7 protein-coding genes are annotated in these 13,812 nt (G+C 42.0%); 1 reads left to right on the top strand and 6 read right to left on the bottom strand.

What is annotated here, in order from left to right; translation table 11 throughout:
• Positions 1-32 precede the first annotated feature (32 nt).
• From BUC01_RS21760 to BUC01_RS21785, 6 genes are all read right to left on the bottom strand, one after another.
• A complete protein-coding gene (locus BUC01_RS21760) occupies positions 33-3,338 on the bottom strand; it encodes an exo-rhamnogalacturonan lyase family protein (RefSeq protein WP_025835303.1) in 3,306 nt (1,101 codons plus the stop codon).
• A gap of 5 nt (positions 3,339-3,343) precedes the next feature.
• The gene (locus BUC01_RS21765) at positions 3,344-5,188 is read right to left on the bottom strand and encodes a rhamnogalacturonan lyase (protein ID WP_025835305.1); all 1,845 of its coding nucleotides are present in this window, start codon (positions 5,186-5,188) and stop codon (positions 3,344-3,346) included.
• A gap of 34 nt (positions 5,189-5,222) precedes the next feature.
• Entirely contained in the window at positions 5,223-7,061 is a 1,839-nt protein-coding gene (locus BUC01_RS21770; protein ID WP_025835308.1) for a rhamnogalacturonan lyase family protein, read from the bottom strand.
• A 13-nt stretch (positions 7,062-7,074) separates the two neighbouring features.
• Positions 7,075-8,358, bottom strand: a complete 1,284-nt coding sequence (locus BUC01_RS21775; RefSeq protein WP_025835309.1) for an oligogalacturonate lyase family protein — start codon at positions 8,356-8,358, stop codon at positions 7,075-7,077.
• Between the two features lie 72 nt (positions 8,359-8,430).
• Positions 8,431-8,679 (bottom strand): hypothetical protein, encoded by a 249-nt coding sequence (locus tag BUC01_RS21780; RefSeq protein ID WP_034524727.1) that lies wholly within the window; start codon positions 8,677-8,679, stop codon positions 8,431-8,433.
• Positions 8,680-9,170: 491 nt separating this feature from the next.
• Positions 9,171-10,352 (bottom strand): tyrosine-type recombinase/integrase, encoded by a 1,182-nt coding sequence (locus BUC01_RS21785; protein ID WP_025836110.1) that lies wholly within the window; start codon positions 10,350-10,352, stop codon positions 9,171-9,173.
• Between the two features lie 289 nt (positions 10,353-10,641).
• On the opposite strand from BUC01_RS21785, the gene BUC01_RS21795 reads away from it, so the two are divergent.
• On the top strand, positions 10,642-13,794 hold the full coding sequence (locus BUC01_RS21795; protein WP_073314890.1) for a SusC/RagA family TonB-linked outer membrane protein: 3,153 nt from the start codon (positions 10,642-10,644) through the stop codon (positions 13,792-13,794).
• Positions 13,795-13,812 lie beyond the last annotated feature (18 nt).

Genomic DNA, 13,812 nt, shown 5'->3' on the forward strand with positions numbered 1-13,812 from the left:
TAACATACAATATTCATGGAAATTCGTACAATTTACTCATCCATTGGTATGACTTCCTGCATGTAAATGGCATCAAGACTCCAAAGAGCTGCATCATTGGTACTGATACTTTTGCACTCGTCCAACGGAGCCGGAACTACCGGTGGAAGCAAAGTTGTGATGCTGAAAGGAGGAGCAGGGGTATGTTCCAATCTGGTAAACAGATCCGTCCAAGCCTCTTTTGCCATCTCCTGGTTGCGGGTGTGGTAGGCTGCATATCCCATCAGGCGTGAAATGCGGAAACGGCTACGATTCAACTCCCATGCTTTTTGTTTATAACGGGTTGCAAGGTCCAACCAGGCATCGTTCCATTCGGGTAGGTCTATCATCCGGAGCATTTCATTCATGATTTCAAAGCCACCCATAATAGTCATCAGGTGGTTAGTGCTTTCCAGTTTCGGGTCACATTCTGAGGTGATGATGCCTGTTGCCGGATCAAAGCCAAGCGCTTTGGGACCTGTGAAAATACGATTAGGTAATGCCGCAATGCTTTTCATTCCTGCTGTGATTTTATCACGATATGCAGTGTTGCCGGTACGTTCCCATTCTGTCATCCAGTTGCCTGCATAAGCCAGCCAGTCGGGCCCTATTCTTAGACGGGCAGGTGCTGTGCAAGGATACTCATTTCGTGGTTGAGCCAAGCGCATGGGGTCGAGAGTATAAAGTTTCTGTTCGGCATCTTTCACTTCGGTCATCAGGTCACCACAACGTTCATCGGTGGTGAGATAATAATAAAAACGATTCCAGGCAGCCTGACTAATGCGGGCTTCTTTGGCACCGCATCCCCAATGACTGACATTGTGGCGACTGCCTAATCCGGCATTGGGACCTATATGATAGGTGTCTACTTCGGCAGTATGGCGGGTCATAGCTTCAGCCATACGCCAAATATCAGTACGCCCTGTGCGCAGAAAATTATACCAAAGCCACATGTTGGAAGCTAATTCCGTATTGTCCCAGGCAAAACCTCCAATGTCATAACGCCAGGTGTGACGGACAGGATCATAAGCGTGCATAACATCACCATAATTCCAGAAGCCATACCATTTATTCTGTTCGATGGCTTTATTGTAGAAATCAATATAGGCATCCAGGCGGTCTTCTACACGAGCGCGGAAAGGCGTGCTGCGGTCAAGAAGACTCCAGACACCAAAAGCCTGCTGTGCATGCAAATAATCGGGAGTGGGCATCAATATGCCTGGTTCGGAAAACTGCTTGGCACAATCGGCGAAAGTTTCTTTTCCGGTATATCCTCCTTGTGGAATCAGAGTAAGCGTAGTAGTGCGGGCTATGCCATAGGGGGTACTCATCCCTTCTTGTACGTCTTCATAGCTGGCATTTAAGTCGTGTGCCACATTATCATAGTGCCGCAGATCCATCGGTTCGGCATCAGAACTCCATAGCCAGGCGGTAAGAGTGGCTGTAGGAGTTTTCGTTCCGGACATTTCAATGGAAGAGGGATAAGACTGCCAGAAATCATGCAGACAGAGTCCGACTCCGCCGGTAATGTCACCGGCAAAGGCATAGCCATTACTGCGTGTGCCGGAGAAAGTGCCTATCCAGGGATTGTTGTCATTAGCGCGCTTACGGATGGAGAAAGCATCCGCAGTGAGTTGAGACAAACGATAGCTGTCCCATGATGCCCAGTTATCAAGCAAGGAACGGTTCTTTTCGTCAAATGCTTCATAAGGAGGGATACGTTTACCTTCCATCTGTTGCTGTTGTAGGGAGGGTTCTTTATCTTGTGGTTTTCCGAGTGTCAGAATGCGACGCCCAACCAGTGGCTGCACTGGTTCGCTCCATACTCCGCCATCGGCACACGAAAAGGCTATGTGACGGTTGTAGAGTGCTTCGCGCATAGGAATATCGAAACGAATACCTAAAGCGCGGATAAAATCTTTATCCTGGTCGCCATCAAACACAAAGCTATGGACCATCTTTACTTGTTCGCTTCCAGTATAGAAATAGAGGCGGACTACAAAAGGCAACCATTCGCGTCCATCCTTACTTTTATGCACACCTTCCAGTTTGACAAGTGTGCGTATTGCACCTGAACGTTCTACAATGGCCGATTTCAATTCACTGGTATAGTTCGTGAAAGATACCTGCGAGGTGGTTTCAAGTATTGGTTCACTTTGAGTGTTGCATATCAGACGGGCTTTCTCACCAACTTTCACACCTTTATATAAAAGGCTGTCTATCAGAAATTCGCCTTGTCGGGGAATATAAGCTGAAATCACTCCTGTTTCTATTTGGATACGCTCGTGTGTTTCAGTTACAGAAGCAGATGTGCCATCATTAGGTTTTCCGGCCTTTGATTTTTTCTTCGGCTTTTTTCCCATCTTTTCAAGCATTAACTTCTCTGTTCCGGCAGGAATAACGCCGGCTACTCCGCTCCATTTCACAGAACCATCCGGCCAATAAGCCAATGCCCAAGTATCAACCGGAATATTCTCACCATTAGCACTTCTTAATTGCAAAAGGCTTTCAGGAAAAACCTCTCCTTTATCAAAGGGGACACCAAAACTTACAGGCTTATCCAGCTCGGGGGGATTACCAATCCATTGTAAAGGAACGGTGGCAGTTTCCTGTGATGAACATTCATAGCGAAAATTAGTAATGCGGGTACGTGATAAAGTGGAGCGGAAACCGAACCAACCTTCTGTCAGAGGTTCTGCATCCCTGAAATCCACCAGACGTTTTCCGTCTATATAATAACTAACCCTATTATTCTCATTTGTAATTTTAATATGGTACCAGTGATTTGCTTTCAACAAATGTTCTGTATCCGTATACTCTTTTAAGATGGCAGGCCGAGCCTGAGGATCAGTAATGCCTGTTTCATTACCATCATATCGACGAAACCTTGTTGTGGAATTATGGTTTCCACCATATCCCAGATAATAAAGTTGTAAGGAATAACAATTAAGGAATATTCCGTTGCGCCACTTTTCACGTTTCCATAAGTTATCAGGATATTTCGGGTCAGAAGCCATCCAGAAGCAATTTAAATCACTTAGACGATCCTCTTTGGTCTCATTGACTACGCAAGCATCGTACTCAATGGTTACTTTACCACTCATTTTTTCCTTTCTCCAGAGAGTTAGCCCTTTGGGAGATACAATTTCCGCCGTATCCCCTCGGAACGTTACTTTAAAATCGGGAGATTCCGATTCAACTTTCCAATACTTATTAAACTCGCGGGCGTTTAAGCCGGAAGTCTGGTTGTTCTGTGCCTTTAATGATATTAAAGGCAAGAACGAAAGACATAAATAAATATAGATTCTGTTTCTTTTCATCATGACTAAAAATTGGTATGTGGCGGTTGATTATATCCTACATTTTGCCAGGCAATGGCCAGGCGATATTGACGATCATTCATTAAAGTTGGACGCCTGTCGGTAGCAGGTATTGTAGTTGTATAGATGCGCAATTCCGTTTGATCTTTTGAAGCCCAGATAACTTCTTCACGCCAGTCCCCCAAGATGTCTCCTGATAAGCAGGGATTTCCTTTGGTTCCATTGTTAGAGACTACTCCTTCGGCTTTCAGCAACAAATCCGTTTCCTCTGTTTGCCAATTCCATTTACTGATGGAAACGTGATCCAGTAATTCTGCCAGAGAATCGGCATCCCAATAAATGGTGAAGTTACAGGAGTTTGGCTTCTTATTGCTGATAAATTCTCCGGTATCTCCTCTCCTTAGTCCGCCAATATTGCACCAGCATTCTGCTCCTTCATAACGCGGATCAATATCGGCTGCAACTCCACGTCCGGCATCTTTGCCTAAACCATCCTGCCAGATAATTTCCCCGGTAGCTCCATCAAACATAGCTACAGCAGGAGTCCGACTTACAATCTCGTTATCTCCCTCATTCTCATGTACGCCAAATACCTGCATACCAGGGCGTGAAGGTATCAGACGACCGGCATGCAGAGCGTCTCCATGCCTCAAACCAGTTGTGAAGAGTCCTTTTCCATCATGATCTACCGTCATAGCTCCCACACAAACTTCATCATAACCGTCGCCATCAAAATCTGCTATTGTCACACTGTGGTTTCCCATGCCTGAGTATTTCTCTAAACCAGGATTGGCACTATCGAAAGTCCATATACTTTTCAGTGTGGCGTTGGTAAAAGTCCATGCGGCGACTACGGTGCGTCCATACCATCCTCTTACCATCACAGGTGAGGGATTTTTGCCATCCAAAAAGGCAACTCCTGCGGTAAAACGATCAGAGCGTCCGCCGGTATTATCATTGCCACAATTGCCGCCAATACCTCCCCATCCGTCTATAGGATAGCGAGTAGGTATGTATTCTTTTGAATCTAATTCCCTTCCTGTTTTGCCTTCAAAGACAGTTAAATATTCCGGTCCGTTAACAATCTTTCCGTACGTTGGGCTTTCTTTATCCCAGGTCCTCCAGTCGCTCTTGCTGTCACCTATCACATGTCCAATTCCGTCTATAGTTCCGTCTCCTGTCTTACAACACACTTCGGCACATCCGTCTCCGTCGAAATCGAAAACAAGAAAGTTGGTTGTAGCTGCTCCCGAACGGATATTGGGTCCTAAATCAATACGCCAGAGCATAGTCCCATCCATTTTATATGCGTCTAAATAAGTATTTCCGGTAAATCCACGTTGTGGTGGCCGTTTAGAGTTAGAGGGTGTCCACTTCAATATGACTTCGTATTCACCGTCACCATCTAAATCGCCTACACTGCAATCATTAGCTGTATAAAAGAAGTGTTCACCTGCAATTTCCCCGTCTTCCGGTTTCTTGATGGGGATACTTAAATAAGGGGTCAGTTCTTCTTCTTTTGTGCGAATCCAGGTTGCAGCGATTTGGTTATCTGCTTTCAATATCCAGATGTTGTCAGCCTTTAAGTCCACTGTTTCATCCAAGAAATCAGTCGTTTGGCTGATGGGGGCTTTATTCAGCTTTGTCTCTGTACCACCATTGGTGCTTCGGTATAAGTCAAATTGCAAGTCGGGCGCATCATTCAGCGTTATGCGCCAACTGAAGTACATTCCTTTCTCTGTAGGAATTCCGACTAAACCTCTTGACAACTTTTCTCCCTTGTAAGGTTGTGAAAAAGCATATATGCTGCCACAAAGCAAGAGTATATTTACAATAATCCAGTGTTTCATTTCATAATTATAAAACCTTGTTATTACAAATCTTTCACTCACCTAAATAATAAGAAGGAACCGGTGCTTGCGGATAGCCCATGGAACGGTGTGCTACATAGTTTCTATATATTCCATCCTGCATTAGAGTTATGCGACGATCTTTAGCCGAAATGTTGGTAGAGTAAATACGGATTTCACCCGGCAAGGCAGTGATAATCTCTTCACGCCAGTCACCATATAAATCGGCAATCATCAGAATATTCCCTTCAATGCCCTCCGTGAGCGTTTCCCCTTTCCATTTTACAATACTCAATGAACGACCGTTTGAAGAAGAACTGGCTCCCCAACGGTTATCGTCTCCTTTGAATGTCTCGCGTAGTAAATCTCCATCCCACCATGCCCAGTTACGGCAAGATGGAACATCTTCATTCTTACCTAAATGCTGGCCATCAGCCGAAAGCAGGTATTTGTCCGTACTTCCTCCTTTGCGGTCTTCACTTGCAAAGCATTCCAGTCCTTTGTGGGCAGGGTCGAAGTCTGTAACCATGCCATCTCCCACATGAAAAGTTTTATGGCCGATATTCCAAACCGGTTGCCCTGTTTTAGCATCTACCACACAGACTCCACGCCCGTTGTCGTGCCAAGGCTCCAAACATAAAAACACTTCCATTCCCGGACGATTCGGATCAATATCGGTCAAATAGGCCTTATCCGGGTGTCCTAATCCGGTAGACCACAATAATGTACCATTATCATCAAGCATGCATGACCCTAACAGGATTTCATCTTTTCCGTCACCATCCACGTCACCGCAAATCATATTATGCGCCCCCATACTTCTCACTATAGGATTTTCCTCATCACTATCCCATCTCCAGGCACGTTCCAGTTTATCACCGTTCAATTGCCAGGCATCTACAACCATCAATTTATAAGTTCCGCGGCACGCCAATATATAAGGAGTCTTTCCATCCAGATAGGCCATACCAATCTGGTTGCGATTCTGGCGGACAAGATTGCCATATCGGTCATTACGTTCGGGCCAATCCACACGGGTTATTTCTTTTCCTGTCATGCCATTCAGTACACTCAAATACTCTTCACCTGAATCTATGCGACCTTTCTCGTTACGTTTGGCATCATCGGGTGCCGTTTTTAAGGCTATCTCTGCTTTGCCATCTCCATTAAAGTCGTAAGCGATGAAAGGAGAATACCATACGCCCGGTTCTATTCCCTGTCCCAGATCTTTTGACCACAAGAAAGTTCCATCACTCAGATAGGCTTCAATCTGATAAGTTTCTCCACCTAAAGTACCCGGCATTCCCGGGTCTACATTTTTATCCGGCGTACGAATGATATAATCATAAATTCCGTCTCCATTCAGGTCGGCAACAGCTATTTTGCCGGCTTTTATATTCCGGTTCAGCTTGATTGATTGATAATTCTTCAATAGAGGAGCTTCCACTTCTATCTTGGCGGATGTATCGGTTACTTTTTTCTTCTTGTCCAGAGCGCATACCCAGTAGGATGCTTTTTCGTTTACCGGAGCTTTGTCAATAAAATCACAAGTAGATTTTATCGGAGATTTGGTTAAACGTTGCGTTTTTCCATTGACAGAGCGATAAATATGAAATGAAACATCTGCGTTGTCCTGTTCCAATAATCTCCAACTCAGATATATACCCTTTCCGTCAGTGGCCGGAACAGCTATTAATCCTCTATCCAACTGTTCTTTTATCTTTTCTGTAGCAAAGCCGTTTACTTCCGGCTTCGGTTCATGCCGTGGTTCCAGGATTTCATAATAGTAAGTACGTTCGCGTGAGTCTTGAGCTTGTATGGTGCCTGCTGTACCAAGCAGCAAGGTACAAAGGAATAAATATGTATTTTTCATCGTTTTATTTTTTTTATTTGTCGAATGGGGTAATATCAACCATCATCAAATTCAAACGTTTACCGTTTGTAAAGTGGCCTGACTGGAAAAGAACTTTGGTTCCGTCTGGACTAAAACTCGGGTGTGCATGATCCGGCTTCATCTTGGTATCGGAGACTAACCAATGGCGTTCGCCGGTCTGTACATTGATTATCCAGACATTTCCTCCGAAAGTATCACCTGCCGCCCAACGGTTATCCCGGCTTGCATTGCAGTGCCAGAATCCTCGTCCGGTCAATTGTCCTTCCATGGCTTTACGGTCTTTTTCCATTTCTACCTGGCCAATCAACTCTACATCATCAGTGCGCAGATTAATCCGGGCAATGCCGCTTACTTGTTTGCGGAGACGAGGCTGGAAACCTAAAATATTGAAATAGACATAATCCTTTGTCGCAAAAGTTTCATGAGTCACCCAATCCAGCGGTGTTTCTTTATAGAGAGGCTTAAAGACTGAGCCGTCTGCGGTGCAGAACCACATACGCTGATGGGCATCTCCGCCTGTTTCATTACAGAATACTATTTCTCCCGGAGTGAATCGGCTGGCCTGTATATGTCCTGTCTTAAATTCAGTATCAATCACCTTGGTAACTTCACCGGTGGCAAGGTTCATTTTACGAATACCACAAAGAGATGGCTTTATTTTTACCGGTTGATTGTTTTCCGGCAAGAATGCATTCTTCATCATGCGTTCTTTCTCTTCTTCTGTTCCTTCACGTTCCACCGTGATGTATGCGTAGTCGTCATTACAATCTACAGCATATCCTCCGGGACGTCCCATTGCTGTAGGGAAAGTACCGATGAAAGTTTCATAACCGGCAGGTTTACCTACCTTTCCTTTCTTTACATCTGCGAAGAATTTATCTAAATCCATCACATACATGTTCCAGTCTTCTTTTTCTTTACGACTGATGAACATGCGATTACTTTTGTTGGCTAAAAATGCACTGCCCAGATTGGGACCTTCCGTAGCTTGAATGATTTTGCCGGTAGCCATTTCTATAAAGTAAATCTGCGTCTTTTTATCGTTTCCGCGAGAGGAAGACCTGAACAGCACATATTTACTATCGGATGTCCACATCGGGTCTGTCTGATAGAGGAAGCGGTCGTTTTTAAGGGTATCGGTAAGCATGGTAATGGTATTCCCGGTGGTATTGTCTATATAGGTCTGCATTTCGGACGCAGTACAATTTCCAAACTGGGCAAACAGGGCCTTACTAAAGCCTGATAATAAGGCAATGGTCAAGAAGAGCTTTCTCATAGTATGTCATTTTTAATTTGATGTCGCAAAATTATGCGTCGTGAGTGCTATGCGAAATAGAAATTTATCCATTTATATGGTTATTTGTACATAAATAGAGTGGGGACCCATTATCTGCACTCTAAAAGTACATTTATTAATAACCGTAATTTTGATAAGCTTTCTTGGCGGAATCATCCAGAGGGAAGAATCCCATAAGCCTTCTTTAGAAGATCCCAACTGGTCGTGATAGATGATGCGGTCTGCTTGCCAACCCGAATGGTGCAGGTTCTCGTAATAAACCATTTCCTGGTTCAGTTCGCGTGCCAATTCATTCAGCATAAAGTTGGCAAAGCGATCTTCTGTTGAAGTGGCTGTTTCTGGATACTTTAATTATTAAGTTAAACAAAAGTTAACTTGATAATTAAGGGGGAAGCTGCCTGAAGCATAAATGCGGAGAGTCTTTTAAATTAACTGATACAACAAAATGGTTTTAAATTGGGTTGGGAAAGTGACTGTAGTTCGCGCACTAATTTCTTGATTCTAGTTTATAATGGTACAGATACTCAGTAAATCATCATTTAATTCAAATCCGTACAGAAATGAATGAGATGGTTTTTCGCTAATTTATCTGAATTTATTATCGGTTGAGTCGTAAAACGTAACAGTATGATTATGAGTGCATACAAATAGGGGCTATCTCAGTCGTATATTTAGGGTATCTCAGTATACGACTGAAGTACCCTGGATATACGACTGAGGTACCCTAAATATCCCCCTCCGGTTTGATATTTACTTCTTGTAAAAAACATTAAACTGGATAACATCGTTTGTCATTTAATTAACTGATCGAGGATAGCCCTGAAGACTTTATCTGCATGCTCTTGCATGATTCGTATATAATTGAATATAGGTCGATTATTTTTCATACTATGTCCTATACAATACTCTATTTTTTCTATTTCAATTCCCATATCATATCCATGTTGGGCAAATGTCTTCCTGGCAGAGTAATATGATACTTTCCTATTAATTCCCGCCAGATTTGCCACCTTATTTATATGTCTAAAAACTAAGCTGTATACTTTTTCATAAGACGAGTATCTACCAAATACTAATTTCCCGTTATCCGTTATATACTTATTAATGATTTCCTGTGCCTCTGGCTGAATGGTGAAGGCAATTTCGTTTTCACTTTTTTTGCTATTCCGGGTTTTATGGCGTACATACCGCATATGGTTCCGGTTTTTGAAATCATACTCCATCAAATCCCTTAGATTGATGCCGCCTAAATAATAAGTAAGCATAAAAATATCCCGAACCATCACTTGTGTTGTCTTGAATAGCTTTACATCACGTATACTTTTTAATTCTTCTACGGTCAGATCCAGTTCTCTGACATTGCTGACCGGCATTTTAAAAAGGACAAAAGGGTGAACCGGATAATTCACATAATTCATTTTACCTGCATAGTTGAGTATAACCTTTATTAAAGTAAGATAGATTCTAACGGATGTTGCAGATAAACCTTCCTCTTTCATCTCATTGGCAAAGCCTTGTATTTGCAAAGGACTCAATTGTATTAGAGGAAAGTCTCCTTTCATATATTTTTGGATTTTCCTGCAAGCTATGCTATATAGTTTATAAGATTTCTTTTGCTCTTCGGTTTTCATGTAGGAAAGATATTCATTTGCCACGGTATTAAACGTAATACCCTTCTTTTGCTGTTCACGGGTGATGGTATGTATTAACTCTGTGCACGATAGAGTTGGTAAGTAATGAATGGACGATAAGATTTCTTCGTATTCATAGATTATCTTACGTAAGCAAGTATTAATATTTGCTGCGTTTTCATGCCTTACTACTTTTCCGTTTTTCATTTGATTTGCAGAATCCAATATAAATTGAGTTGAAATATATCTGGTTTGCGAACGGTGCGCTACTGCAATTCTTATTCGGTGTTTTCCATTGGATAACTTTTTTGTTGGTACTATTACTATTGAAAGATTAGCCATATTGATTTTTGTGAGTTATATGTTTCTTGATACAATATTAGAGCAACAAATTAGATATTGAAAGTCTCGGTATAATCAAAATGACACTGGAACTATTCGTTTTGATTTTATTCACAGACGTTGATACTATTTTTCAGTTAGAAAGACTGAATTTTCCATGTTTTGACACAATCTTACATTCTCTTTTTGGTGCTTTGCTCATATATTTGCAACACTTTTTCACAGACAGGAGAGCAAAATCTCCTGAGAAAATAGAAAACTAACTTTTGTTTAACTTAATAATTAAAGTATGAAAAACAGCAAAAATTTAAGTCTGTTAGGCTGCTTGGACAAAATTCAGCGGTTATTCTTCATTGCTTTGTTCGCAGTAATTTCTATAGGAGCTTACGCGCAAAGTAAAACAGTATCGGGTACTGTGATTGATCAGACCGGAGAACCGGTTATTGGTGCCAATGTTATTGTTAAAGGTACTACTAATGGCGTGATTACTGACTTAGACGGTAAATTTACCCTTACTAATGTACCAGATAAAGGTACGATTTCTGTTTCTTTTATAGGATATAAGGAGCAGGTGATTCCTGTTGCAGGAAAAACAAGCATTCAAGTGATGTTGCAGGAAGATAATGCAATGCTGGATGAAGTTGTGGTAGTTGGTTATGGTGTACAAAAGAAGAGCGATGTGACCGGTGCTATGGCTCGTGTTGGGTCTGAAGAGTTAAACACGAGGCCTGTAAACAATGCTTTTGAGGCTTTGCAAGGTAAGGCAGCAGGTGTAGATATTACCTCAAGTGAACGTCCGGGTACCATCGGTTCAGTCCGTATTCGTGGTAATCGCTCCATTAGCGCATCATCATCTCCTCTGTATGTAGTAGATGGTGTTCCTTTGAGCGCAGGAGGGATTGAAACAATCAATCCACGTGACATCGAATCTATTGACATTTTAAAAGACGCCTCTTCTACCGCCATTTACGGTTCTCGTGGTGCAAATGGTGTCATATTAGTAACAACCAAACGTGGTAAAGCAGGCAAACTAACTTTAAACTATTCAGGTTCTGTCACATCGGAAACCCTAAAAGACAAATCACCGGCCATGAGCGCAAGCGATTATATTACTTGGCGTCGTTGGGCTTATTATAACTCAGATCCGGCAAACAATCCTCGCGGTGATCAACCCAACTACGATAAAGATCAAATTTATTTCGCAGCATCAGGTGACCCTGCAGCCTTGGCAAATGTAAATAAAGGTTGGAACAACGGTGTTTGGGATGGAAGTAAAGTTATTGATACTGATTGGGCAGATATAGTGACCCAAACAGGTATTACACATGAACATACCATTAGCGGTAGTGGTGGCAATGAAAATGCACAAGCTTTCTTTTCTGTCGGGTATCTGAACAATCAAGGAACTCAAAAAGGACAGGAATATGAACGTTACAATTTTTCTATGTCTGTTGACTTGCAAGTAAAGCCTTGGTTTAAAATGGGTGGTTCCATCAACGGATCATGGGCTGTTCAAGACTATGGCTATTCTCGTACAGGGCAGTCTTCAAACTCTGGTCCTACCGATATATATAGTGCTGCAAAAGCTATTCCACGTTTCGGTGTTCCTTATGATGAAGCAGGTAATATCATTATGAATCCTTGCGGTTCCACAACCAATGTTTATACTGTAATTGACGAATGGAATAAGTCCACTGATAATCGTCAGACTTTCCGTGCATTAGGAAGTTTTTACGGACAATTTGATTTTGGAAAAATATGGAAACCTTTAGAAGGATTAAGTTACAAGATTTCTTTCGGTCCTGATTTCCGCCATTATCGTCAGGGCATTTTTATCAGCAAGGATTCTGCTGTTAAAATGGGTTCAAAAAACTATGCTAAATATGCTACAGATCGTTACTTGTCATGGACACTGGATAATCAGATCAACTATAACAAGACATTCGGCAAACATAATTTAGGCGTGACTCTTTTGCAGTCTGCTTCCAAATATAATAAAGAAAATGCCTCTGAAAGTGCTAATGCCATTCCTAACGAGAATTTTGAATGGTATAATATGGGCAGTGTAGACATTACGGATGCCGCAACTTATGGTGCTGGTATGGGGACCGGTTTATCTGAGAATCAGCTGGCATCTTACATGGCACGTGTAAACTACTCATACAATGACCGCTATTTATTGACTGTATCCGGACGTTATGACGGTTCTTCGGTATTAGCAGACGGACATAAATGGAGTTTCTTCCCTTCTGCTGCCTTGGGCTGGCGCATTGACCAAGAAGACTTTATGAAAGATATCTCTTGGATCAACCAGCTAAAACTCCGCTTTGGTTTGGGAACAACAGGTAACTCTGCTGTAGGTGCATATTCTACATTAGGTAACATTCAGTCATTTTATGTACCTTTTGGCTCTACTCTGACTCCTGCTTATGCTACTAATGAGCCGTATTATACTTCTTCTCAAGTTAAAATGGCAAATAAAAATTTAGGTTGGGAAAAGACTACTCAATATAACTATGGTATCGATTTCAGCTTCCTTAATGGACGCATTGGCGGTTCAATGGATGTTTACCACTCTAGCACCAATGATTTATTATTAAGTATGACTATTCCAACATTGACCGGCTTTAATTCTACTTATGCCAATGTAGGTAAGACAAAAAACTTTGGTGTAGACTTGTCTTTGAATCTGGTTCCCATACAAACCAAAGACTTTGAATGGAACTCTACTATTAACGCAGCCTATCAGAAAGATGAAATCGTAGAACTTGCCAACGGCAAACAGGATGACATTGGTAATGCCTGGTTTATCGGTGAGGCAATCAGTGTTTATTATGGTACAGCATGCGATGGTCTGTGGCAGGAAAGTGATGCGGAAGAAATGGCTAAATTTAATGCTAACGGACATAAATTTGAAGCAGGTAAGGTTAAGCCGGTTGACCAAGATGGCAACTATGTTATTGATGGCGATGACCGTGTCATTCTTGGCAACAAAAATCCTAAATGGGTACTTGGTTGGAGCAATACTTTCAGTTATAAAGGCTTTGAACTCGGTATTGAACTGAACGGACGATTTGGTTATATGGTTGATACGGGCGGTGAAGGTCAATACGGTATGTATAACCAACGTAAAATAGATTACTGGACTCCGGACAATACAGGTGCCGATTATCAAAAGCCTATTTACAGTACAGCTGGTGGTGATGCTTATTCAAGTCTGCTGGGCTTTAAAGATGCCTCATTCATCAAGATCCGTAACATCTCTCTGGGCTACAACTTCGATTCCAAAGTATTGAGGAACATAGGAATCAGTTCGCTAAAATTATATGCACAGGCCAAGAATATAGGTAACCTCTATTCTTCAGTAGATTTCATGGATTTGGACTTAGGTACCACTTATTACAATAGGGGCTTTACTTTCGGTTTACAGATTAGCTTCTAATTTGATAATAACATATTA

Source organism: Bacteroides stercorirosoris, assembly GCF_900142015.1.
Lineage (GTDB): Bacteria > Bacteroidota > Bacteroidia > Bacteroidales > Bacteroidaceae > Bacteroides > Bacteroides stercorirosoris.